21 protein-coding genes are annotated in these 22,512 nt (G+C 74.0%); 11 read left to right on the forward strand and 10 right to left on the reverse strand.

Going from position 1 to position 22,512, the window contains the following annotated elements; all coding sequences use genetic code 11:
• Positions 1-74 precede the first annotated feature (74 nt).
• From ABZ914_RS22755 to ABZ914_RS22775, 5 genes are all read right to left on the reverse strand, one after another.
• Entirely contained in the window at positions 75-1,376 is a 1,302-nt protein-coding gene (locus ABZ914_RS22755) for a polysaccharide deacetylase family protein (RefSeq protein WP_500195449.1), read from the reverse strand.
• A 34-nt stretch (positions 1,377-1,410) separates the two neighbouring features.
• Positions 1,411-2,949 (reverse strand): polysaccharide deacetylase family protein, encoded by a 1,539-nt coding sequence (locus tag ABZ914_RS22760; protein ID WP_500195451.1) that lies wholly within the window; start codon positions 2,947-2,949, stop codon positions 1,411-1,413.
• A complete protein-coding gene (locus tag ABZ914_RS22765) occupies positions 2,942-4,300 on the reverse strand; it encodes a glycosyltransferase family 2 protein (protein WP_500195453.1) in 1,359 nt (452 codons plus the stop codon). Before ABZ914_RS22765 ends, ABZ914_RS22760 begins: the two co-directional genes overlap by 8 nt.
• Positions 4,297-5,583, reverse strand: coding sequence for a nucleotide sugar dehydrogenase (locus tag ABZ914_RS22770; RefSeq protein ID WP_500195455.1), 1,287 nt, complete (start codon positions 5,581-5,583; stop codon positions 4,297-4,299). Before ABZ914_RS22770 ends, ABZ914_RS22765 begins: the two co-directional genes overlap by 4 nt.
• A gap of 242 nt (positions 5,584-5,825) precedes the next feature.
• Positions 5,826-5,960: a hypothetical protein gene (locus tag ABZ914_RS22775; RefSeq protein WP_500195456.1), complete on the reverse strand. Its 135-nt coding sequence runs from the start codon at positions 5,958-5,960 to the stop codon at positions 5,826-5,828.
• Between the two features lie 210 nt (positions 5,961-6,170).
• Here ABZ914_RS22775 and ybiA point away from each other — a divergent pair, with 210 nt between their 5' ends.
• A complete protein-coding gene (gene ybiA / locus ABZ914_RS22780; protein ID WP_500195458.1) occupies positions 6,171-6,698 on the forward strand; it encodes a riboflavin biosynthesis intermediates N-glycosidase in 528 nt (175 codons plus the stop codon).
• A 15-nt stretch (positions 6,699-6,713) separates the two neighbouring features.
• Here the strand turns inward: ybiA and ABZ914_RS22785 are convergent, their stop codons facing one another.
• Positions 6,714-8,819: a DUF1990 family protein gene (locus ABZ914_RS22785; RefSeq protein ID WP_500195460.1), complete on the reverse strand. Its 2,106-nt coding sequence runs from the start codon at positions 8,817-8,819 to the stop codon at positions 6,714-6,716.
• A 127-nt stretch (positions 8,820-8,946) separates the two neighbouring features.
• A complete protein-coding gene (locus ABZ914_RS22790; protein WP_500195461.1) occupies positions 8,947-9,732 on the reverse strand; it encodes an amidohydrolase family protein in 786 nt (261 codons plus the stop codon).
• A 39-nt stretch (positions 9,733-9,771) separates the two neighbouring features.
• On the opposite strand from ABZ914_RS22790, the gene ABZ914_RS22795 reads away from it, so the two are divergent.
• The 3 genes from ABZ914_RS22795 (at position 9,772) to ABZ914_RS22805 (ending at position 11,576) form a co-directional block, all read left to right on the forward strand.
• Positions 9,772-10,203 (forward strand): MerR family transcriptional regulator, encoded by a 432-nt coding sequence (locus tag ABZ914_RS22795; RefSeq protein ID WP_500195462.1) that lies wholly within the window; start codon positions 9,772-9,774, stop codon positions 10,201-10,203.
• A gap of 69 nt (positions 10,204-10,272) precedes the next feature.
• Positions 10,273-10,647, forward strand: a complete 375-nt coding sequence (locus ABZ914_RS22800; protein ID WP_190861062.1) for a phage holin family protein — start codon at positions 10,273-10,275, stop codon at positions 10,645-10,647.
• A 47-nt stretch (positions 10,648-10,694) separates the two neighbouring features.
• Complete coding sequence (locus ABZ914_RS22805) at positions 10,695-11,576, forward strand: Cgl0159 family (beta/alpha)8-fold protein (RefSeq protein WP_500195464.1); 882 nt, start codon at positions 10,695-10,697, stop codon at positions 11,574-11,576.
• A gap of 30 nt (positions 11,577-11,606) precedes the next feature.
• Here the strand turns inward: ABZ914_RS22805 and ABZ914_RS22810 are convergent, their stop codons facing one another.
• The gene (locus ABZ914_RS22810; protein WP_500195466.1) at positions 11,607-12,227 is read right to left on the reverse strand and encodes an LmeA family phospholipid-binding protein; all 621 of its coding nucleotides are present in this window, start codon (positions 12,225-12,227) and stop codon (positions 11,607-11,609) included.
• 208 nt (positions 12,228-12,435) lie between these two features.
• Between ABZ914_RS22810 and ABZ914_RS22815 the strand changes: the two genes are divergently transcribed.
• The 6 genes from ABZ914_RS22815 (at position 12,436) to ABZ914_RS22840 (ending at position 20,914) form a co-directional block, all read left to right on the forward strand.
• Entirely contained in the window at positions 12,436-14,928 is a 2,493-nt protein-coding gene (locus ABZ914_RS22815; protein WP_500195468.1) for an FHA domain-containing protein, read from the forward strand.
• A gap of 53 nt (positions 14,929-14,981) precedes the next feature.
• The gene (locus ABZ914_RS22820) at positions 14,982-15,494 is read left to right on the forward strand and encodes a VOC family protein (RefSeq protein ID WP_500195469.1); all 513 of its coding nucleotides are present in this window, start codon (positions 14,982-14,984) and stop codon (positions 15,492-15,494) included.
• A gap of 33 nt (positions 15,495-15,527) precedes the next feature.
• Entirely contained in the window at positions 15,528-16,079 is a 552-nt protein-coding gene (locus ABZ914_RS22825) for a 2Fe-2S iron-sulfur cluster-binding protein (RefSeq protein WP_190861054.1), read from the forward strand.
• On the forward strand, positions 16,076-17,050 hold the full coding sequence (locus ABZ914_RS22830; RefSeq protein ID WP_500195471.1) for an FAD binding domain-containing protein: 975 nt from the start codon (positions 16,076-16,078) through the stop codon (positions 17,048-17,050). Before ABZ914_RS22825 ends, ABZ914_RS22830 begins: the two co-directional genes overlap by 4 nt.
• On the forward strand, positions 17,047-19,104 hold the full coding sequence (locus ABZ914_RS22835; RefSeq protein WP_500195473.1) for a xanthine dehydrogenase family protein molybdopterin-binding subunit: 2,058 nt from the start codon (positions 17,047-17,049) through the stop codon (positions 19,102-19,104). Before ABZ914_RS22830 ends, ABZ914_RS22835 begins: the two co-directional genes overlap by 4 nt.
• 151 nt (positions 19,105-19,255) lie before the next feature.
• Positions 19,256-20,914: an L-lactate permease gene (locus ABZ914_RS22840; RefSeq protein ID WP_500195475.1), complete on the forward strand. Its 1,659-nt coding sequence runs from the start codon at positions 19,256-19,258 to the stop codon at positions 20,912-20,914.
• Between the two features lie 5 nt (positions 20,915-20,919).
• Here ABZ914_RS22840 and ABZ914_RS22845 read toward each other — a convergent pair whose 3' ends face one another.
• A complete protein-coding gene (locus ABZ914_RS22845) occupies positions 20,920-21,165 on the reverse strand; it encodes a DUF2630 family protein (RefSeq protein WP_190861046.1) in 246 nt (81 codons plus the stop codon).
• Positions 21,166-21,229: 64 nt separating this feature from the next.
• Here ABZ914_RS22845 and ABZ914_RS22850 point away from each other — a divergent pair, with 64 nt between their 5' ends.
• On the forward strand, positions 21,230-21,709 hold the full coding sequence (locus ABZ914_RS22850; RefSeq protein ID WP_500195476.1) for an STAS domain-containing protein: 480 nt from the start codon (positions 21,230-21,232) through the stop codon (positions 21,707-21,709).
• Between the two features lie 17 nt (positions 21,710-21,726).
• On the opposite strand, the gene ABZ914_RS22855 is transcribed toward ABZ914_RS22850, so the two are convergent.
• A complete protein-coding gene (locus ABZ914_RS22855) occupies positions 21,727-22,257 on the reverse strand; it encodes a nuclear transport factor 2 family protein (RefSeq protein ID WP_500195478.1) in 531 nt (176 codons plus the stop codon).
• Between the last annotated feature and the right edge of the window lie 255 nt (positions 22,258-22,512).

The raw sequence follows: 22,512 nt of genomic DNA on the forward strand, positions 1-22,512 counted from the left end.
GCGGCGGCGCACCCGCCGCGCGCGGCGGGCCGGGCGGCCGGGCCCCGCGGGCCCGGCCGCCTTCGTTTCATCGGTCATGCGCCCTGGTCCGTGAGGGAGAAGTCGTCGACGAGGAGGGTCCCGACGCCCGGCAGCGCGACGCCGAAGCTGATGTTGGTGGCGCCCGCGGGGACGGCGGGGGTGGTGACGAGCGTCTGCTGCCAGGTGCTCGTCTGCGCGAGCGTCGGGCCGTTCGTCCAGAACGTCCAAGCGCCGGTCGCGCTGCGGTAGTAGATGCTCATCTTGGTGGTGACGCCGGCCGCCCAGGTGCCCTTGAACCAGACCCCGAGCTGGTAGGCATGGCCCGGTGTCGCTGCGGGCGCGCAGGTCCCGGCGTCCTGTTTCGTGACGAGCTTCCGGTCGCCGTCGGTCCGGGCGGTGACGTCGACGCGTTCGGCGTACTGCCCGGTGTGCGAGTCGTTCGTCCGCGTCCAGGCGAAGGTGTTCGTCCCGTATCCGCCGAGCTGGAAGCAGTCGGGGACGCCTCCGGTCGCCGCCTCCAGCGACGGGTTCTGGACGGTCGCGGGCGACGGCGGCCCGTTGACGGGCGGCTGCAGGCTCCCGCCGATGACCTGGCCGACGGTCTTCACCGTCGTCCCGTTCGCCGACCGCGGCGCGAGCCAGTCCAGGAACGACGACAGCGTGGCCGGGCTGACGGCGTAGGTGTCGTCGCAGCCGTTGCACACGTGGTGGATGACGAGCTGCACCCACCCGCCGCCGTGCGTCTCGGCCTGCGTGACGTAGCCCTGGAGCTGCGCGAGCGTCGTGCCCGTCTTGACCGAGTCGGGGGTCTGGGTGAAGTAGGCGTCCGCCGGGGGGATCGTCTCGGCGTAGCCGCAGCCGCCGCAGTCGCCGGGCGAGACGACGCCGCCGACGGTCCGGGCGCTGTTGTAGCCGCAGTCGTGCACGACCTGCTCGGACGTGCTGCTCGCGTTCCCGTACGGGTAGGCGAAGTTCTTGACGGTGAAGCCCATGTTCAGCAGCGCCACGCGGTCGTCGCAGACCTGCCGCTGCTGCTCGGCGGTGGAGAGGGTGGGCAGGTCGGCGTGCGTGATGGTGTGGCCACCGATCTCGTTGCCGGCGGACTCCAGCGACGCGATCTCCGCCTGCGTCATGTAGCCGGACGTGCCGACCCGGGCGCTGTTGATGTAGTACGTCCCCTTCATGCCGTGGCTCGCGAGCGCCGGGCGGGCGTTGTCGTACTGGTCCTGCGACCCGTCGTCGAACGTCAGCGACACGACCGTGCCGGTGTCGGCGCTCGCCGGCACGGCGGCGAGGACGGCCGCCGCGCCGATCAGCGCGGCGGTGAGGAGGCTGAGAAGTCTTCGTGGAGACATCGGGGTACTCCGTGGGGGAGTCGTGGGGGTGGATTCAGCGCCCGAGCGGGACGAGCGCCGGATCGCGGAAGACCAGCGTGCGCCGGTCGCGCGCCGCGATCTCGAACGTGAGGCCTCCTTCGTTGAGCCGCGGGTCGATGGCGGCGCGCAGCGGCGCGCCGCCCGCCACGGTGACGGTGAGCCGGTGGCCGCGCGCCTCGATCCGGACGGACCGGGCTCCCGCGCGCGCCGCGATCCGGGTCCGGCCGAGCACGACCGGGCCCGCGTCCCCGATCTGCTGCCGGACCAGGACGGCCGCGGCGCCGACGACGACCTCGACGCGGCCGCGGTGGCCCGCGCCCGCGCCGTCGCGGACCGCGATGACCGCGCTGGTGCGCGGGTCGATCCCGGTGACGGACGTGCTGACCCGGTAGTCCGTCCACTGGCTCGTGTTGACGCCGGTGAGCAGGCAGCTCCCGTAGACGTCGCTGGTGACGCGCAGGTCGGACGCGCGGCGCCGGCACGTGGCGAGGTCGCCCGTCCAGGGCAGCCCCGCCAGGTCGCGCGGCGGCGCGGTGGGGACGGCGGCGCGGATCATCTCCAGCAGGTCCGTCACCGACGTGGTGGACCGGACGCCGATCCGGCCGAGCGTCCAGCGCGGCGACCCGGCGGTGAGCGCGTCGACGTGGTCGGTCGGGACGTTCTCGCCGGTGAACGCCTCGCTGAACCCGGCGTGCCGGATCAGGACGGGCAGCTCCGCCGCGATCCGCGGGTCGTTGCCGGTCCCGCCCGACGCGCCGAACGGGTAGGAGAACGCGGTGGCCCGGCGGCCGAGCGTCCGCTCGAAGAACCGCTGGCTGCGGTCCAGGTCGCGGCGGACGCGGGCGCGCCAGTGCCCGATCGTCTCCGTCCGGCCGCGCACCTGGACCAGGTTCGGCATCGGCGCGGCGACGTCCCCCGGCACCCGGGTGAGGTCGTGCAGGTCGTCGCCGTGCGAGCCGAACTCCCACCGCCCGCTCGCGGCCAGGCCGCGGACCTGCCGGGTGGACAGGTAGTACGACGGCGTCCCCGGCTGGACGATCCTCCCCGTGGTGAGGAACCCGGCCGCGGTGAAGCCGTGCGCCTTCAGCACCGGGTCGGCGGTCGTCCAGTCGGTGAGCTGCCCGTCGTCGAAGGTGAGCAGCAGGGCGCGCGGCGGCAGCCGGACCGGCCGGTGCGCGAGCAGGTCCTCCACGTCCCGCAGCCGGACGGACCGGTACCCGGCCGCCGCGAGCGCCGCCATGTGCTCGCCGAACAGCCGGCGCGAGAGCGTGCTGCCGGAGTGGTCGGTGTCGGACACCCCGTGGTAGGTCAGGACGAGCACCGACCCCGGGTAGCGGGGGAGCGCCGCCGCCGTCCGGGCCGACGCCGGGTCCAGCCGGACGGCGGGCGCCGCCTTCTGGCCTGGGTCGAACGGCCGGCTCAGCGTCACCCACGTCGTCAGCGCGAGGGCGAGCGCGCACAGGAACACCAGGCCGGTGACCGCCCGGACGGCCCTGGTGGACCGGCCGGGCGGCGGCCTTTCCCAGGGCGCGGGCTCCTCCCGGTCAGCCATCGCTCGCCGCCGCGCTGTAGAGCCGGACCGGGCGCGGCGCCGACGGGGGCGGCGACGCGTCCCGGGTGCCCCACTTCCCGTCCCGGATCCGCGCGACCGCCCACAGCAGCTGCGGGGAGAACGCGACGTAGAAGAACGTCCCGACGAACGCGTAGATCCACATTCCGTCGTCGCGCAGCATCCGGTACGTCAGCGCGTACCCCATCGACACCAGGTAGAGGCCGAGGAAGTAGATCATCGGGAAGCGGCCACCCGCGAGCGGGACCGCGAGGCTGTACAGCACCACGACCGGGCTGAGCAGGCCCGCGATGGTCTGGACGGCGATGGACGGCAGCGCCCGCGTCCGGCTCCGCCACACGTGCGCGAGCAGCAGCGGCCCCTCCCGGCTCCACGACTTCTTCCACCGCAGCTGCTGCCGGAAGAACTTGCGGTACCGGTCGGGCGCGTCCGTCCACGCCTCCGCGCGGGCGTCGTAGCGGGTCGTCCAGCCCGACTTGATGACCCGGTTGGTGAGCGCGCGGTCGTCGCCGTAGGTGCATTCGACGCCGAGGAACCGCTGGTGCTCCCAGGCGTCCAGCAGCGGCGCGATCGCCGCCCGCCGGTACGCGGCGAAGCAGCCCGAGCAGCACGTGACCGCGCCGAGCACCGACTCGGCGCTCTTGAGCAGCTGGAACGACACGTAGTACCGGGCCGCCTGCATCCGCGTCAGCACGTTGCTCTCGGCGTTGCGGACGTAGGTGAGGCCGGAGATCGCGCCGACCCTCCCGTCCGCGAACCCCTGCACGAGCAGCCGGACGGAGCCGGGCGCGGGCATCGAGTCGGAGTCGACGAACACCAGGATCTCCGCCGACGTCGCCCGGATCCCGGCCGCCATCGCCGCGCGCTTGCCCTTGTTGGCGCCGAGGTCGACGCAGCGCACCCGGCCCTTCGGGTAGCGCGCGGCGGCCTCGCGCATGTGGTCCCAGGTGTCGTCGGTGGAGCCGTCGTTCACCACGACGATCTCCAGCTTGTCCGCGGGGTAGTCCAGCCCCAGGCAGGAGTGGATCGTCCGGGCGACGGCCTCGCCCTCGTTGTAGGCGGGCACCACGATCGCGACGGACGGGGCGATGCCGGCGTCGCGCGGCGGGCGGTAGAACGCCGCGAGCACGAACCGGCTGATCACGTAGCTGCTGACGAGCACCGTGTACGTGGGGAGCAGCAGGTCGCCGCGCATGTACGCGACCTTCACCCCGACGTGCCAGACGATGACGCCGCAGATGACGGCGACGCCCGCCAGCGCCCCCAGCGAGACCAGGCGGGCCCGCCAGGGCAGGCCGCCGAAGGGGACCGGCGACCTGCGGTCACGGCTCACAGCGCCACGCGCCGGGCCGGCCCGGAGAAGCGGTACGTGGCGTCCAGCAGCAGCTGGTCCGCGCTCAGCCAGTCCAGGTCCAGGCCCTGGTGCGGGGTGTGCGCGATCACCAGGTCGGCGGGGCCGGGCTCGGCGCTCGCCAGCTTCGTCCCGCCCTCGGTGACCAGCTCGGGGACGCGCGGGTCGTGGTAGCGGACGCCGGCGCCCGCCGCCAGCAGCCCGTCGATGATCTCCAGTGCGGGCGACTCGCGCAGGTCCTCGACGTCCGGCTTGTAGGCGACGCCGAGCACCAGCACGTCCGCGCCGGCCAGGCCGCGCCCGTGGTCCGACAGCACCTGCCGGGCGCGCTCCACCACCTGCCCCGGCCGCATCGCGATCGCGTTCATCGCCGCGGAGACCAGCGGCGTGTGCAGCCGGTCCCGCTTCAGCTGCCACAGCAGGTAGTGCGGGTCGCAGGGGATGCAGTGGCCGCCCGCGCCGGGGCCGGGGAAGAAGGGCATGAAGCCGTACGGCTTGGTCGCGGCCGCCTCGATGACCTCCATCACGTCCAGCTCCAGCAGCCGGCTCGCGTCCGCGAACTCGTTGACCAGCGCGATGTTGACCGCCCGGAACGTGTTCTCCAGCAGCTTGGTCATCTCGGCCGCCTCCGCCGAGGAGACCCGGTGCAGGTCGCCCGCGTACCGGCCGAGCAGCGCCATGGCCCGCGCCGCGCAGCGCGGCGTCACGCCGCCGACCACCCGCGGGACCTCCTCGTGCGGGTGCCGGTCGTTGCCCGGGTCGATCCGCTCCGGGCTGAACGCGACGAAGACGTCCGTCCCGATCCGCAGGCCGCGCGCGGCCAGCGGCCGGACGAGCAGCTCCCGCGTCGAGCCGACGTAGCTGGTGGAGGTCAGCACGATGGTCTGCCCGGCCCGCGCGTGCGCGGCGGCCGTGGCGCACGCCTCCGTCAGGGCGCCGAGGTCGGGGACGAGGTGCCGGTTGACGGGCGTCGGCACGCAGATGATCAGGGCGTCGGCCCGGGCCGCGTCGGCCGGGTCGGCGGTCACGGCGAGGCCCTCCCGCGCCGCGCGCAGCCGGCGGTGGTCGCTGTCCAGCAGGTCCACGCGGCCGGCCCGGATCGCCTCCAGCCGGCCGGGGTCCCGGTCGACGCCGAGCACCCGCAGCCCGGCGGCGTGGAAGGCGAGCGCGGTCGGCAGCCCGACGTAGCCCAGCCCGATGACGGCGACGTCGTATGTGGATGAATCCGTGCGCCGGGCCCCGAGGGGCGAAGCAGCGGAGGACATGGCTCAGTGATCTCCCCGTGTGAGCTCCGGTCCGATGGCCGGAGTCCATCAGCCAATGGCAAAGACGGGGTAAAGCGTCTTTGGCAGCCGATTGACGGGGGACCGCACTTCAGCGGAGGTCTTCTACGCCCGATGGCGGACGACATCTCTCCACCGGTTGGCGATCATGCCGGTGATCAGGTGAAAAGAGCAGGACCCGCCCGGTATGCGAGCGGGTCCTGAGCGCGGCCGAATCCGGCCGGTCAACGTGCGGCGAGGTCGTCCTCCGAGGAGGCCGTCTCCGCGTCCAGCGGACGCTCGGAGTCGCCGTCCGCGGGGCGGCGCTCCGGCCACGAGTTGATCCGGGTGCGACGAGGGTTCGCCAGAGCGTTGTCCATTTCTACTGCTGTCCTCCCGTTGACGACGGCCCGTGATTCTCGGCATCCGGGCCGACCGAAATAAGAAGATCTTCCCCGATGACCCACCCGGTTTAGCAAAATGGTCTAGACCGCGCGGCCCACCGGATGACAACGCCCCGCCCGGCCGGCGCATTCCGCCCGCCCGGAACGGGCTCGCGCCGCGGGCTCCGCCCTGCCACCATCGTCGGCATGGACGTCCAGCAGCTCATCCGCCTCCACGAGGAGGGCACGCCGCCGAAGTACCTGTTCTTCTGGGGCCACCGGACGCCGGGCCCCGGCTATCTCAGCCAATGGTGGCCGTCGCCTTTCACCGTGGACGGAGTGACCTATGCCACGGCGGAGCATTACATGATGGCGGAGAAGGCCCGGCTGTTCTCCGACGAGGAAACGGCCGCCGCCGTCGTCGCCGCGCCCCACCCGGGCGCCGCCAAGGACCTCGGCCGCCGCGTCCGCGGCTTCGACGACGACGTCTGGACCGCCCAGCGCACGTCCATCGTCGTCGCCGGGAACCGGGCGAAGTTCACCCAGAACGCGGAGCTGCGCGACTACCTCGCCGCCACTCGTTCCCGCGTCCTCGTGGAGGCCAGCCCCCTCGACCGCGTCTGGGGGATCGGCCTGGCCGCCGACGACCCGCGGGCCGCGAACCCCGCCGAATGGCAGGGCGGCAACCTCCTGGGGTTCGCGCTGATGACCGTCCGCGACTCCCTCACCGCCTGACCCGCGTCCCCGGCGTCAGCCGCCCGAGGCCCGCGCGGTGCGGCGCGCGGCGAGGGCGGCTTCGGTGAGGTCGGCCATGCGGCGGCACGCCCGCCGCTGGTACTCGAGCTGCGTCGGCCGGCCGAACAGGGCGAACCCGAGCCGGACGACCGGGTCGCGGATGCCGGCGGCGCACGAGAAGGCGCGCAGGCGGAACTCCACCTCGCCGGTGTCGAGCCACTTGCGGACCTCCTGGTCCATCTGGCCGCGCTCCAGGTGCCCGTCCAGCGTCCGGTAGTTCCAGCCCCACACGCGCACCTGCCGGCCGTCCTGCTCGACGACCGTGTCGACGACGTCGCCGACCCGGACGCCGAGGTGGAAGCGGAGCCCGAAGAACCGCGCCTCGAGCAGCATGTCGGCGCCGGGCTCGGGCCCGCCCGTCCGGTACGCGCGCCGGATGATCCGCGGGTCGGCGAACTCGTAGTCCCTGACGAGGCGGCGCGCGATCTCCCAGCTGCCCTCCGGCTCCGGCGGGCCGGGGCGCTCCAGCGGGAGCGGCTGGCGGCGGTCGTCGATGTGCCAGCCGGACGGCCCGGCGCTCTCCGGCCGGTCCCGGACCTCGAAGTTCACGGGCCGGTCCCGCAGCCCCTCGAAGAGCCGCTGGAGCCGGCGGTGCTTCCGCGGACCGCTGGGCTGCGCGGTGCCCTTCCGGCGGCCGGTCGGGCTCGTGCCCCTGCTGACCTCCTGGACGGCGTCGTAGGAGCGGCGCCGCACCTGCTGGAGCGGACCGGCCGGCCGCAGCCCCGGGATCGGATGCCGCGCCGGGTTGAAACGCACCGGCACGGGGTCGTCGGTGCGCACGGGCCGCGTGAGGACCAGTTCCCCGAACCGCTCCCACGGGCCGAGTTCGGTGGCCACGACCAGGTCCATCGGGATCGGGCCCTCGCCGGCGACACGGGCCAGCGCGGCGGGGTCGCCCGGGAGGGCGCGCCGCGCGACCGCGCCCAGCAGGACGTGGCGGTCGCCCGCCGTGTACGGCAGCAGGCAGCCGTAGAAGCCCGGCCCCCAGCGCGCCGCCGGGCGGAGCAGGTGGCGGCCGAGCCGCCCGTGGCCCGTCGTGGCCAGCAGCAGCTCGGCGGTCGCCGGTTCGCCGCCGTCCGCGCCCGCGGGCTGCCGCCATCGCAGCGCCAGCCCGAGGATGTCGGGGAACGGGGACGGCAGGCCGATCGCCCGGGACAGGCGCGCCACGCCCCGCAGCTCCGCCGTGTCGTCCAGCAGCGGGACGCCCCAGAAACGGGAGGTGCCCGACAGCCGCAGCGTGGCGTCGAGGACGAGCCCGCGGGGATGCAGCGGCCGGCCGCCGCGCGCCTTCGCCAGCGCGGTGAACGCGCGGGCGAGCGCGCCGGCCACCGGTTCGACGAGATGGCGCCCGTCGATCCGCGAGGAGTCCCCGGCGAGCTCGGTCCGCTCGGTGAGGACCTCGACGTCCCCCGCCGGCCGGCCGCCGGCCAGCTCGGCCACCCGGCAGCAGAAATGCGTCCACATGTGGAGCTGCATCTCCTTGGCCATGCGCACCCGGTCGTAGAGCACGTCCGCCAGCCGGTCGCCGCTCCGCGTCCACGACTCGATGGTGAACCGCAGCCCGCCGTCCTCGGTGTCCTTCGCCCGGAACTCGATCTCGCCGGCCTCGATGTGCCCCTGGAGGGTCGCGAGCCGGAAGGACCGCGGCGTCCGCTCCACCACGCGCACCGGGAGGTTCCACGGGCCCGGCATGTGGACGTCGTACTCGTCCCCGAGCTCCAGCCGGGGCGAGGACCCGGAGGTCTTGTCGAAGACCGCGAACTCGACCGGCGACGCGGTGTTGACGTCGGCGCGCAGCCGGTCCATCAGCGCGGGCGCGTCCAGGTCGCTGCCGACGATCCGGACCGTGTAGCGCCGCTGGTAGACGGGGCCGACCCCCTGGCGCAGGCCCTGGACCCGGTCCCCGCCGTGCTGCGGGAGCCGCGCCGGGTCGAAGCCCGGTCCCGTCCGGAGCCGCTCCCGCCGCGCCGTGCGGGCCGTCCGGAGCCATCGCCAGAGCGCGAGGCCCGCCCCCGCCGGCCAGCGCGCGGTACGCGCACGCTGCCGCCACCGTCTCCGCACGGCGCCCCCCGATGACTCGCGCCTCCGTCGCCACGCCCTCACCGCGCGTGCCTACGTGCTGGTCAGGCCCTACCCGCGCCGCCGGTGCCCAACCGGCGCCCGCCGCCGGGACGCGCGTCCAGGGCTCTCAGAGGGCGAGCATCTCGGCGAGGGTGCCGCCGAGGACCCGGTCGCGGACCTCGCCGGGGGACGTGACCCGCTCGACGGTCATGCGCGCGAGCACGGGATCGCCGTAGGGCGCGTCGGAGCCGAACAGGGTGCGGTCGGGGATCTCCGCGATCGCCACCCGGACCGCGAAGACGATGGACGCCGTGGACAGCTCCAGGTACATGTTCGGCGTGTCGCGGACGAGCTCGATCGCGCGCATCCAGTGGGCCCCGCCGAGCTGGCTCACCACCAGCGGGACGCGCGGGTACCGGCGGGCGAGCCCCGCGAGCGTCTCCAGGTCGTCCCCGGTCGCGGGCGCGGACCCGTGGACGACGACGGGCAGGCCGCCGTGGTCGCGGGCGGCCCGCAGCACCGGTTCCACGAGGTCGGCGCGGCCCGGCGGCGGCGTCAGCTCGCCGATGCCGTGCAGGCAGGTCGCCACCACGTCGCGTTCCACGATCGCGGCGATCTCCTCGCCGCCCATGCCGAGCGGCACGGACAGGAACCCGATGAAGCGGTCCGGACGCGCCGCGAGGGCGGCCGCGTGCTCCGCCCAGGCGGCCCGGTAGGAGTCGAGCGTGTTCGCCTGTCCGCCGAGGCTCCTGCCGAGGACGTCCATCTCCCGGCGCAGCGACGCCAGGTCGGCGGCCCGCTCGGGATGCGGGCGGGTCGCGAACAGCACGGCCCGGTCGGCCCCGGCGTCGTCCAGCAGGGCGATGTGGTCCTCGACGGGATCGTGGACGTGCCCGTGCGCATCGATGATCATTTTTTCCTCCGGTGCGGAATAGGCCCCCACCGTCGCTCCTTGACACCGTTGGAAGGTCAAGCCGAGGAGGACGCCCGTGCTGATCGGGGAGCCGTGCTGATCGGGGAGCTGTCGCGGCGCACCGGGGTGAGCGAGCGGCTGATCCGCTACTACGAGGACCAGGGCCTGCTGGAGTCGCGCCGCCGCGCCAACGGCTACCGCGAGTACGGCGACGACGCCGAGCTGACGGTGGCCCGGATCCGGGCGCTGCTCGCCGCCGGCCTGCCGACGCGGTCGATCGCGCGCCTGCTGCCCTGCGCCGCCGGCGTCGACGCCCTGCGCCCGTGCCCCGGCACGCTGGAGGTGCTGCACGAGCGCCTCGCGGAGCTCGACCGCCGCGCCGCCGAGATCGCCGAGGCCCGCGCCCTGCTCACCCGCACCATCACCCGCACCGAGGCCGTCGCGACGCCGGATGGAGACACCGCCGGCTGACGGCGCCGTCGCTCACAGTGACATCCTTCTCTCCTGAATCCTTCGCAAAGCAGCGGGTAAGCCGAGGTCATGGCGAAGTCGCGAGCCGCGGCGAAGATCAAGGACGATCCGGTGGAGGAGAACCTGGCACTCGTCCGGCAGGTCATCGATGCCGCGCAGGAGGAAATGATCACGAAGGCGCGCAAGCGGGTGCCCGCGCTGCGGTTCGGCGCGCTGGCGGGGGCGCTCGGGGTCATGGCGACCGCGGCGTCCTACCGGATGAACGTGCAGCTGCTGGAGCGCAAGCTGCCGCCGGAGCTGGCGTCGTTCGTCGCGGCGCTGGCGTACGGGGGCGGTGCGGGCGCGGCCGCGATGGCGGCGTCCCGCAAGTGGAAGGGGCTGCCCGCGCCGCTGCCGACGGAGACGGCCCGGCAGGTCGCGGAGATCATCACCGACTCCGGGTGAGCCGCCGCGCGCGCCCGGCCGGCGGCGCCCGCGATTGACAGCCCGCCATGATCGTCAGCAGACTCGGCGGAGTGCGCATCGGCGAGCTGACGGACGTCCGGGCCGCGCGGCCGGAGGCGGTCGCCGAGGCGGCGGCCCGCCGGGTCCGGCCCGCGTCCCTCCCGGACCGGCCGATGATCATCGCGGCGGACCATCCCGCGCGCGGCGCGCTGGCGGCGGGCGGCGATCCGGTCGCCATGGCCGACCGCGGCGACCTGCTCGAACGGCTCTGCACGGCGCTGGAGCGGCCCGGCGTGGACGGCGTGCTCGGCACGCCCGACATCATCGAGGACCTCGCGCTGCTGGGCGTGCTCGACGGCAGGCTCGCGATCGGCTCGATGAACCGGGGCGGGCTCGCGGGGACGGCGTTCGAGATCGACGACCGGTTCACCGCCTACGACGCGGACGCGATCGCGGCGTCCCGGCTCGACGGCGGCAAGATGCTGCTGCGCATCGACGACGCCGACCCGGCGACGGCCCGGACGCTGGAGGCGTGCGGGCGCGCCGTCACGGGCCTGGCGGGGCACCGGCTGATGGCGATCGTCGAGCCGTTCGTCGCGCACCGCGTCGAGGGGCGCCTCCGCAACGTGCTGACGCCGGAGGCGATGATCCGCGCGGTGTCGGTCGCGTCCGGGCTCGGCGCCACGTCGGCGTACACGTGGCTGAAGGTGCCGGTCGTGCCGGGGATGGAGCGGGTCGCGGCGGCGACGACGCTGCCGCTGCTGCTGCTCGGCGGCGACATCGGCGACGATCCGGGCCCCGTGCTGGACGGGTGGCGCCGCGCCCTGCGGCTGCCCGGCGTGAAGGGCCTGGTCGCCGGGCGCTCCCTGCTCTACCCGCCGGACGGCGACGTGCGCGCGGCCGTGGACGCCGCCGTCGAGCTCCTCTGACCCCGCCGCGGCCCGGCGCGGCGGCGGAGGTCACGAGTCACTGAACTTCACGTTGCGGCCGGTCACGTGGAGCCCGACGCCGGCGCCCGAGACGGTGACGCTCTGGAACGTCAGCCCCATCGGCAGGCCGCTCACCGGGACGGTGAAGTCGAGGTCGTTGCCGATGTCGGAGCGCGAGAACCCCTCGATCGACTGGGTCCGCACCACGATGCTGTTGCCCTGCTTGGTGACGGTCGCGGTGGCGGTGGCCTCCGTGATGCCGAGGTCCATCTTCGCCTTGACCAGGTTGTTCCCGGCGGCCGTCAGCACGAGGTCGGGATTGTCGCTGGCGCTCGCCAGGTCCTTGAAGCTGACGAACGCGGTGCCGTCCACGCTGCCGAGCGTGCCGCTGCTGAAACCGGAATCGACCCGGACGTCCCGAGCGCGCACTTTGAGGTTCGTGATGCGCAAGGGACCCTCGGTGATTCTGCTCGCCTCGAGCCGCACATCGCCGAAGTGACGGGACACGACCTGGGTGAGGAAGGGGAATCCCTTGATCGTCACTTTCGGTGTCGCCGGGAATCCCTCCTTTTTGATCTGCACGGCCATCTCGTGCTGCGCGAAGACCACGCCGCCGCGGTCGGCCACCACGAGGAGCAGCGCGAGCAGCACGACGGCGCAGATCAGGACGGTCAGCCACCGAGGCCGCCCGCGCCGCGGAAGGCGTTCGACACGGGTGACGGCAGCCGCGCCCGGCGGATTCGCCATGGCGTTCACTCAATTCCGTCGCCCGGACCATGTCAATGGGACCGGTGTCCCGTGAATGCCGGGCCCGAAAACGGGCCGCGACATTTCCGGGGCGAGGACTTACACTCCCCGCATGACGGCCGGACCTTCCGCCGAATCGCTCGCCGCGCCCGTTCTCGTCGTCCGCACGCGGGACCGGGTGCACCGGCTGCGTCCCGGGGGCTCCTACCGGATCGGCCGCGACCCCGCGTCCGACATCGCGCTGTCGGATCCGCGCGTCTCGTGGTGGCACGCCGTGCTGCGGACGGGCCCCGACGGCTGGCTGATCGAGGACGTCGGCAGCAGCAACGGCACGTTCTGCCAGGGCGGACGCATCGAGCGGATGGAGATCGGCGGGCACCGCACGTTCCTGCTCGGGCACTCCACCGAGGGCGAGAGCCTGGCCTGCTTCCCGGAGAGCCCGCCGCCGAGCCGCCGGCAGGTGTACCCGCCGGCCGCCGGGCACGGGGCGCCGCCCGTCCAGTCGCCGGCCCCGCCCGGCCGCCCGGCCGGGAACCCGCGCCCGCCGTCGGGGACGGCGCCGCCCGTCCCGCAACGGCCGCCGTTGCCCCGCACGGTGCCGCCCCCGCGGCCGGAACCGGCCGCGGCGTTCCGGCCGAGCGTCGACCGGAACCCGAGCCAGATCATCCGGGTCGCGCCGAAGACGCTGCGGATCGGCCGCGCCGCCGACAACGACATCGTCGTGCCGGACCTCGTGGTGTCGCGGCACCACGCGGAGCTGCGCAGCCTCGGCCCGGGACGGCACCGGATCGTCGACCTCGGCAGCCACAACGGCACCTACGTCAACGGCAACCGGGTCGAGTCGGCGGAGTTCACCGAGAACGACCTGCTCGGCATCGGGCACGCGACGTTCCAGCTGGTCGGCGAGGAGCTGCGGGAGTACGTCGACACCGGCGACGTGTCGCTGTCGGTGGAGGACCTCATCGTCCGGACGCCCGAGGGCAAGGTGATCCTGGACGGGGTCGGCTTCCCGATCCCCGAGCGGTCGCTGGTCGGGGTGATCGGGCCGTCCGGCGCGGGCAAGTCGACGCTGCTCGGCGCGGTCACGGGGACCCGGCCCGCGACGGAGGGCACGGTCCGCTACGACGGCCGCGACCTGTACTCCGACTACGACGAGCTGCGGCACCGCATCGGGCTCGTCCCGCAGGAGGACATCCTGCACACCCAGCTCGACACGCGGAAGGCGCTGCTGTTCGCCGCCGAGCTGCGGTTCCCGGGCGACACCCGCAAGCAGGAGCGCGAGCAGCGGGTGGACGAGGTGCTGGGCGAGCTGGGCCTGACCGCGCACGCCTCGACCCGCATCGACCGGCTCTCGGGCGGGCAGCGCAAGCGGGTCAGCGTCGCGCTGGAGCTGCTGACCAAGCCGTCGCTGCTGTTCCTGGACGAGCCGACGTCCGGCCTCGACCCGGGCCTGGACAAGACGGTCATGGAGATGCTGGCGGAGCTGGCGCACGACGGCCGGACGGTCATCGTCGTCACGCACAGCGTCGCGAACCTGGACGCCTGCGACCGGCTGCTCGTGCTCGTCCCGGGCGGGCGCCTCGCCTACTACGGGCCGCCCGCGGAGGGGCTGGAGCACTTCGGGAAGAAGTCGTGGGCGGAGGTGTTCCAGGCGTTCGACCGGGAGCCGGACCGGGACTGGGCCACCGAGTTCCGCGGCTCGCCGCGCCATGCCCGGTACGTGCAGAGCGGCCGGCAGGGCGGCGCCGTGCAGGCCGACACCGCGGTGCCCGCGCCGCCGCCCCGGCAGCAGTCCCGGTTCGCGCAGCTCAGCACGTTGTGCCGGCGCTACCTCGCGGTGATCGCGTCCGACCGCAGCTACCTGGTGCTGCTCGGGGTGATGCCGCTGATCCTCGGCGGGCTGAGCGCCGCGATCCCGGCGCCGAAGGGGCTGACGGGGCCCTCGCCGAACACCGACGCCGCGTCCAAGCTGATGGTGCTGGCGTTCGCGGCGTGCTTCGCGGGCACCGGCAACGCCGTCCGCGAGCTGGTCAAGGAGCGGACGATCTACAGCCGGGAGCGCGCGGCGGGCCTGTCGGCGGGCGTGTATCTGATGTCGAAGCTGCTGGTCCTCGGGGTGATCACGGCGCTGCAGGCGGTGGTGCTGGCGCTGATCGGGACGATCGGGGTGAAGCTGCCGTCCTCCGGGACGTTCACGGCGGTGCTGCCGGAGCTGATGCTGGCGATGGCGCTGCTCGGCGTGGTGTCGATGACGCTGGGGCTGCTGGTGTCGGCGTCGGTGAACAGCTCGGAGAAGACGCTGCCGCTGCTGATCGTGCTGTCGATGGGGCAGCTCGTGCTGTCCGGCGGGCTGGTGCGGCTCGCGGGCAAGCCGGGGCTGGAGCAGCTGGCGTGGCTGTCGCCGTCCCGCTGGGGGTTCGGCGCAGCCGCCGCGACGATCGACCTCGACTCGATCATGCCGCACGCGGGCGGCGCCGACCCGGCGTGGAAGCACGCGGTGAGCGCCTGGGGGATCGACCTCGGCGTCGCGGCGGGCCTCGGCGTCCTGTTCTCCCTGCTGGCCTGGTACCGGCTGTACCGGCTGCGTCCCCGGCGCCGCCGCTGATCACGTGACGGCCGCCACGGGTTGGGCCTGGTGGGGCCGGGCATGCGGGCGGTATGAGCGTGAGGGGGATCGATCATGTCGGGGTGACCGTCCCGGACCTGGAGGCGGCCACCGCGTTCTTCGGCGCCGTGCTGGGGGCGCGGCCGCTGTACGACACGCTGCGCCGGGAGGACGGGCCGGTCACCGGGCCGGAGACCGAGCGGCGCCTGGGCGTGCCCGCGGGCACCGAGGAGGTCGCGATGCGGATGCTGCGGCTGCCGAACGGCCCGGGCCTGGAGCTGTTCGAGTTCCGCGGCACCGAGCGCCGCCCGCCCGCGCTGCCGAGCGACTTCGGCTGGCAGCACGTCGGCTTCTACGTGGACGACCTGGACGGGGCGGCGCGGAGCGTGGCGGACGCGGGCGGGGTGCTGCTCGGCGAACCGCAGCGGCTGCCGGGCCCCGAGGCCGGCGACCGCAACCGGTACCAGTACGCGCGGACGCCGTGGGGCAGCACCTTCGAACTGCTCACCTACCCGGATCCGCAGCCGTACGAGACGGACACCGGCGACCGCCGCTGGACCCCCTGACTGCCTGCGCCGATCCGGGGTAGGGCCCCGGGCATGGACAGCGAAGTCACTCCGGTACACGCCGAGATCGCGCTGGTCGTGAACGGGACCGAGCACCGGCTCCGCGTCGACACGCGCGCGTCGCTGCTGGACACCCTGCGCGAGGACCTCGGGCTGACCGGCTCGAAGAAGGGCTGCGACCACGGGCAGTGCGGGGCGTGCACCGTCCTGCTGGACGGCCGCCGGGCGAACGCGTGCCTGGCCCTCGCCGTCGCGCACGACGGCGCGGAGGTCGTCACCGTGGAGGGGCTCGCGCGGGACGGCCGGCTCAGCGCGCTCCAGGAGGCGTTCATCGAGCACGACGGGTTCCAGTGCGGCTACTGCACGCCCGGGCAGCTCTGCTCCGCGACGGCCGTCCTCGACGAGGCGGACAAGGGCTGGCCCAGTGCGGTGACCGAGGACCTCAGCGCCGACCCCGTCCTCGACGACGACGAGATACGCGAGCGCATGAGCGGCAACCTGTGCCGGTGCGGCGCGTACACGGGCATCGTCAAGGCGGTCCGGGAAGCGGCGCGCAAGACCGAGACGGAAGAGGCCAGGGCATGAGGCCCTTCGTGTACGAGCGCGCCGCGAGCGCCGACGACGCCCTGCAGATGCACAACGACGGGGCCTTCTACCTCGGCGGCGGCACCAACCTCGTCGACCTGATGAGGCTCGGCGTGGAGAACCCGGCGCGCCTGGTGGACGTGTCCCACCTGCCCTACGACGAGATCGAGCTGCGGCCCGACGGGAGCCTGCTCATCGGCGCCGCCGTCAGCAACAGCGCCCTCGCGGCGGACCGGACGGTGCGCGAGAGCCACCCCATGCTGGCGCAGGCCGTCCTGGCGGGGGCGTCCGGGCAGATCCGCAACCTCGCGACCGTCGGCGGCAACCTGCTGCAGCGCACGCGCTGCTCCTACTTCCAGGACACCGACAAGCCGTGCAACAAGCGCGACCCGGGCAGCGGCTGCCCGGCCCGGGAGGGCGAGCACCACAACCTCGCGATCCTCGGCCACTCCGAGGCGTGCGTCGCGACCCACCCGTCCGACATGGCGGTGGCGCTCGCCGCGCTCGACGCGACCGTCCACGTCCTCGGCCGCGACGGAGGACGGACGATCCCGCTCCGGGAGCTGCACCGGCTGCCCGGCAACGAGCCGCAGCGCGACACCGTCCTGGAGAAGGGCGACCTCATCACGGCCGTGGAGATGCCGCCGCTGGACATCCCGTCCCGGTACCGCAAGGTCCGCGAGCGCGCGTCGTTCGCGTTCGCGCTGGTGTCGATCGCGGCCGCGCTCGACGTCGAGGGCGGCACGGTCCGCGACGTGCGGATCGCGCTGGGCGGCGTCGCGCACAAGCCGTGGCGGGCGCGCCGCGCCGAGGAGGCGCTGCGCGGCGCGCCGGCGGTCGGCGAGGAGTTCCAGCGCGCCGCCGAGGCGGAGCTCGACCTCGCCGAGCCGCTGCGCGACAACGCCTACAAGGTGCCGCTCGCGCGCAACCTGATCGTCCGGACGCTGACCGAGCTGGGGGAGCAGTCATGACCGACCGGCTGGAGAGCCGCGAGAAGGTCACCGGGGCGGCCCGCTACGCCTACGAGTACCCGCTGGAGAACCCGGCCTACGCCGCGGCCGTGCAGTCGACCATCGCCAAGGGCGAGATCACGGCGGTGGACGCGGACGCCGCGCTGCGCATCCCGGGCGTGCTGGCCGTCCTGTCCTGCGAGAACGCGCCGCACCTGCACGAGGTGCCGGACAGGGAGCTGGCGCTGTTCCAGTCCCGGACGGTCGCGTACCGCGGCCAGTTCGTCGCCGCCGTCATCGCCGAGACGCTCGACATCGCGCGGGAGGCGGCGCGGCACGTCCGCGTCGACTACGTGTCCGAACCGTTCGAGGCGCGGCTCAGCGCCGACGACCCGCGCCTGTACAAGCCCGACAAGGTGAACCCGGTGTTCCCCGCCGACACCGAGCAGGGCGACCCGGAAGGGGCCTTCGACGGCTCGGCCGTGCGGGTTGACGCCACGTACACGACGCCGGCCGAGCACAACAACCCGATGGAGCCGCACACGACCGCGGCCGAGTGGCATCCCGACGGCACCCTCACGCTCTACGACTCCACGCAGGGCTCCTCGCCGGCGCAGCAGACGATCGCCCAGGTGTTCGGCCTCGACCCCACGCACGTGCGCGTCATCGCCCCGCACGTCGGCGGCGGGTTCGGCTCCAAGGGCTCGCCGCGCCCCAACTCGGTCCTCGCGGCGATGGCGGCGGGCGCGGTGGGCCGCCCGGTGAAGTTCGCGGTGCCGCGCCAGCAGATGTTCGCCACCACCGGCTACCGGACCCCGACGATCCAGCGGTTCCGGCTCGGCGCCGACGCCGACGGCACGCTGAACTCGATCATCCACGAGGTGTTCGAGCAGTCCTCCACCGTCACCGAGTTCGCCGAGCAGACCGCGACGCCGACCCGCGTCATGTACCGCGCGGCCGACCGCCGCACCTCGCACCGGCTGGCCCGCCTCGACGTCCCGACGCCGTCGTGGATGCGGGCGCCCGGCGAGACGCCCGGCATGTTCGCGCTGGAGTCGGCGATGGACGAGCTGGCGTGCGCCGCCGGCGTCGACCCGGTCGAGCTGCGGGTCCGCAACGACACCGACCGGGAGCCGGAGAGCGGGCTCCCGTTCAGCTCCCGCAACCTCGTCCTGTGCCTGCGCGAGGGCGCCGACCGGTTCGGCTGGGAGCACCGCGACCCCGCGCCGGGCGCCCGGTGGGAAGGGCGCAAGCTCGTCGGGACGGGCGTCGCCGCGTCCACCTACCCCGCCTACTTGCAGCCCAACAAGGCCACCGCGCGCGCCGACGCGGACGGCACGTTCACCGTGCGGATCGCCGCCGCCGATATCGGCACCGGCGCCCGCACCGCCCTCACCCTGATCGCCGCCGAGGCGCTCAAGGCCGACGCGGACCGGGTGACCGTCGAGATCGGCGACAGCGCGCTGCCGCAGGCGACCGTCGCGGGCGGCTCCTCCGGCACCGCGAGCTGGGGCACCGCGGTCGTCCGCGCGTGCGAGTCGCTGCGCGGCAAGATGAACGGCTCCGTCCCGCCCGAGGGGCTGGAGGCGTCCGCCGACACCGCCGAGGAGATCCAGGGCCGCGACGAGTACGCCCGGCACGCGTTCGGCGCGCAGTTCGCCGAGGTCGAGGTGGACGCCGACACCGGGGAGGTCCGGGTCCGGCGGATGCTCGGCGTGTTCGCCGCCGGGCGGATCATCAACCCGAAGACCGCGCGGTCGCAGTTCATCGGCGGCATGACGATGGGGATCGGCATGGCGCTGATGGAGGAGAGCGTCATGGACCCGCGGTACGGCGACTACGTCAACCGCGACCTCGCCCAGTACCACGTCCCGGCCTGCGCGGACGTCCGCGACATCGACGCGGCGTGGGTGGAGGAGTCCGACCCGCACCTGAACCCGATGGGGACCAAGGGGATCGGCGAGATCGGCATCGTGGGCGCCGCCGCGGCCGTCGCGAACGCCGTGCATCACGCGACCGGCGTCCGCGTCCGCGACCTGCCGATCACCCCGTCCCGGCTGCTCCCGCTGCTCTGAGCTGTCTTCGGACGGCGGCCCAGAGGGTTCGGGGCTCCGCCTCGGAGGAACGCTGACTGATTGAAAAGTTCACCATCAGATGTGAGGCGGGACACACCACGGGGTATTGATCGTCCGACTCGGGGGCCGCTCCCAACCGCGAGGTGATCTCGTGTACCGACAGGTCCTCGATCCCGTGGCCGACTCGCTCGGCTGGAGCTCGCTGGTCGCCGCGCTGCCGCTGGCGGTGCTGTTCGTCCTGCTCGGCGCCCTGCGGATGCGCGCCTGGCTGGCGTCCCTGATCGCGCTGGCGGTCTCCCTGGCCGTCGCGATCTGGACGTACGGGATGCCGGCCGGCCAGGCGTTGCTCGCCGGAAGCGAAGGCGCCGCGTTCGGCTTCTTCCCCATCCTGTGGATCGTCATCAACGCGCTGTGGGTCTACAACATCACGGTCGCGACCGGCCACTTCGACGTGCTGCGCCGGACGTTCGCGCGGGTCAGCGACGACCAGCGGCTGCAGGCGATCCTGATCGCGTTCTCCTTCGGCGCGCTGCTGGAAGCGCTGGCCGGGTTCGGCACCCCGGTCGCGGTCACCTCCGTGATGCTGATCGCGCTCGGCTTCGAGCCGCTGAAGGCCGCCGTCCTCGCGCTCACCGCCAATACCGCGCCCGTCGCGTTCGGCGCGATGGCCACGCCGATCCTCACGCTCGGGAAGGTCACCGGCCAGTCCAGCGACACGCTCGGCGCCATGGTCGGCCGGCAGACCCCGATCCTCGCCGTGTTCGTCCCGCTGATCCTGGTGCTGATCGCCGACGGCCGGCGCGGCGTCCGCGAGACCTGGCCGACCGCGCTGCTCTGCGGCGCCGCGTTCGGCGCCGCGCAGTACGCCACCGCCAACTTCCTCTCGGTGCCGCTCGCCGACGTCGTCGCGTCGCTGGTGTCGGCCGCCGCGGTCGTCCTCGCCGTCCGGCTGCGCCGCCCGCACGCCCCGGCCCGCCCGGTGATCGCCGGCGGCGCCGCCGACGAGCCCACCCCGGAGTTCGCCGCCCGCGCCGGCCGCGGCGGAACCCCCGGCGAGGCACCCGGCGACGCGCGGGCCGACGTCGTCCGCGCCTACGCCCCCTACGCGATCATCATCGCGGTGTTCGTCGTCTGCCAGATCGACCAGGTCAAGGAATGGCTGAACGGTGCGACGCGGACGGTCGGCTGGCCCGGCCTGCACATCACGAGCGCGTCCGGGAAGCCGTCGACGCTGCCGACCTTCACCCTCAACTACTTCACCACGCCCGGCACCCAGATGCTCGCCGCGGGCCTCATCACCATGATCGCACTGCGCGTCGGCGCGGCCCGGGCGCTGCGCGCCTACGGCACCACGCTCGTCCAGCTCCGCTGGGCGATCGTCACCGTGATGGCGGTGCTGGCCCTCGCGTTCGTGATGAACGCCTCCGGCCAGACCGTCACCCTCGGCACCTGGATGGCGGGCGCCGGCGGCGCGTTCGCCGTGCTGTCCCCGGTCCTCGGCTGGCTCGGCACGGCCGTGACCGGCTCGGACACCTCGTCCAACTCCCTGTTCGGCGCCCTGCAGATCACCGCCGCGAACAAGGCCGACCTGTCGCCCGTCCTGATGGCCGCCACCAACAGCTCCGGCGGCGTCCTCGGCAAGATGGTGTCCCCGCAGAACCTCGCGATCGCAGCGGCCGCCGTCGGCCTGGACGGCCGCGAGGGCGACATCTTCCGCCGCGTCGTGCTGTGGAGCCTGCTGTTCCTGGCCGGGATGTGCGTGCTGTCGGGCCTCCAGTCCACCGGCGTGCTGTCGTGGATGGTGCCGTGACGGCCCTACTGGCGGTAGCCCTCGACCTCGCTCGCCGGGCGCACGTGCGCGTCCTCGGGGTTCTGCCCCGCCTCGATCCGGGCGCGCCGCTGGCGCAGCAGGTCCCAGCACTGGTCGAGGGCCACCTCCAGCTCCCGCAGCCTCCGTCTCGCGTCCTCACCGGTGGTCTCGGAGCGTTCATGCGCCTGCCGGAGGGCGTGCTCCTCGTCGATGAAGTCGTTGATGCGGTCGAGGATCGCCTTCTCGTCCATGAAAAGCCTCCCGATGGCGGTTTTCCCGCGTGGTGGGGTCCACAAGGTGTCAACAGGTGAGATCGTGGCATATACGGGCGTCCCCACGGTAGGCGGCGCCCCGGTCCCGAAGGGCGAGGAGCGGATGACGGTCTGGCGGATCACCGGCGGCGAGGGCGGTCCCGGCGGGGCGCGCCCGGAGCGCACCGCTCCCCGTTACGACGTCGTGGAACTCGACACCCCGCTGCTGCGCATCGAGGGCGCCGCGGACGCCCCGTGGCTGCGGATGGCGGGCGAGGTCGACGTCTCCAACGCGAGCGACCTCAAGCGCGCCCTGCGCGCCGCCCGCTCCCGGGTCGACGGGGACCTGCACCTCGACCTCGCCCGCATCGACTTCATCGACGTCGCGGGCCTGCGCGCCCTCACCCTCGCGGCCCGCGACCTCGCCGAACGCGAGGGCCTGCTGATCCTGCACTCGGTCACCGCGCACATCGACAAGCTCGTCCGCCTGATCGGCTGGGACGCGGTGCCCGGCCTGGAGCTGCACTGCCGCCTGCGCCCCTGACCGGGCTCGTCGCCGGCTCAGGAGTCCGCGAGGCGGGCCATGGCCGCGCGGCGCTCCGGCGGGACGAGGGGCGGCTTGCCGGACGTCCACGCGACGTCGAGGGCGACGGCGCGGAACCGCCAGCCCTCGGGCGTGCGGACGGCCTCCGCGTCGTAGTGCCCGCCGGATACGAACGTCTCGCCGAGGCGGTCGGCGCGGGCCTCCTGCGTGGACGCGAGGTGCACATGGGTGTGGACGGCGCTCCAGCGCACCGCGGCGCGGTCGCCGTCCAGCGCGATCTCCGGGATGCCGGCGAGGTGCTGGGTCCGGCCGAAGTTGTCCATGGCCAGGTCCATCCCCTCGGAGGCATGGCCCTTGTACGTGCCGACGGGGTAGCGGAACTCGGCGTCGTCGGTGAAGAACGCCCGCGCCCACGCCGCGTCGAAGGGGTGCGCCTCCGGGTCCCGCTGGCGGTCGTCGATCGAGCCGAAGAACCGGGCGACCAGCTCGGTGAGCTCCGCGCGGTCGGCCAGCGCCGACACCCGGTCCGCCAGTTCCTTGTCGTTCATCGTCTTCTCCTTCGTCCGGGAACACGATCGACGTTAGGAGCGGGCCGACCGGGTGGGCATCCGTCACCCGACCGGTCGGGCGGTGGTCATGCGGGTCCCGCCACGCCCCGGTTGGGAGCCGGTGCCGGGCGGGCGCCGGGGCGCCGCGCGCGGGAGGGGGAGCGGCGCGCCGCCGCGGCGGACGCGAGCGGGACGGCCGAGACCGCCGGCGCCTCCGCTGCGCCGGGACCAGTCGGCAGCGACCGTACCCAGGCG

Origin of the sequence: Spirillospora sp. NPDC046719 (assembly GCF_040645715.1) — a bacterium.
GTDB lineage: Bacteria > Actinomycetota > Actinomycetes > Streptosporangiales > Streptosporangiaceae > Spirillospora.

What these genes read in the sequence shown, in the direction of transcription:
- ABZ914_RS22820 (WP_500195469.1), top strand. Translation starts at nt 14,982, where the DNA reads ATGAGCGTGAGGGGGATCGATCATGTCGGGGTGACCGTCCCGGACCTG.
- ABZ914_RS22755 (WP_500195449.1), bottom strand. Translation starts at nt 1,376, where the DNA reads ATGTCTCCACGAAGACTTCTCAGCCTCCTCACCGCCGCGCTGATCGGC.
- ABZ914_RS22825 (WP_190861054.1), top strand. Translation starts at nt 15,528, where the DNA reads ATGGACAGCGAAGTCACTCCGGTACACGCCGAGATCGCGCTGGTCGTG.
- ABZ914_RS22760 (WP_500195451.1), bottom strand. Translation starts at nt 2,949, where the DNA reads ATGGCTGACCGGGAGGAGCCCGCGCCCTGGGAAAGGCCGCCGCCCGGC.
- ybiA (WP_500195458.1), top strand. Translation starts at nt 6,171, where the DNA reads ATGGACGTCCAGCAGCTCATCCGCCTCCACGAGGAGGGCACGCCGCCG.
- ABZ914_RS22830 (WP_500195471.1), top strand. Translation starts at nt 16,076, where the DNA reads ATGAGGCCCTTCGTGTACGAGCGCGCCGCGAGCGCCGACGACGCCCTG.
- ABZ914_RS22845 (WP_190861046.1), bottom strand. Translation starts at nt 21,165, where the DNA reads ATGGACGAGAAGGCGATCCTCGACCGCATCAACGACTTCATCGACGAG.
- ABZ914_RS22800 (WP_190861062.1), top strand. Translation starts at nt 10,273, where the DNA reads ATGGCGAAGTCGCGAGCCGCGGCGAAGATCAAGGACGATCCGGTGGAG.
- ABZ914_RS22835 (WP_500195473.1), top strand. Translation starts at nt 17,047, where the DNA reads ATGACCGACCGGCTGGAGAGCCGCGAGAAGGTCACCGGGGCGGCCCGC.
- ABZ914_RS22770 (WP_500195455.1), bottom strand. Translation starts at nt 5,583, where the DNA reads ATGTCCTCCGCTGCTTCGCCCCTCGGGGCCCGGCGCACGGATTCATCC.
- ABZ914_RS22815 (WP_500195468.1), top strand. Translation starts at nt 12,436, where the DNA reads ATGACGGCCGGACCTTCCGCCGAATCGCTCGCCGCGCCCGTTCTCGTC.
- ABZ914_RS22775 (WP_500195456.1), bottom strand. Translation starts at nt 5,960, where the DNA reads ATGGACAACGCTCTGGCGAACCCTCGTCGCACCCGGATCAACTCGTGG.
- ABZ914_RS22790 (WP_500195461.1), bottom strand. Translation starts at nt 9,732, where the DNA reads ATGATCATCGATGCGCACGGGCACGTCCACGATCCCGTCGAGGACCAC.
- ABZ914_RS22805 (WP_500195464.1), top strand. Translation starts at nt 10,695, where the DNA reads ATGATCGTCAGCAGACTCGGCGGAGTGCGCATCGGCGAGCTGACGGAC.
- ABZ914_RS22855 (WP_500195478.1), bottom strand. Translation starts at nt 22,257, where the DNA reads ATGAACGACAAGGAACTGGCGGACCGGGTGTCGGCGCTGGCCGACCGC.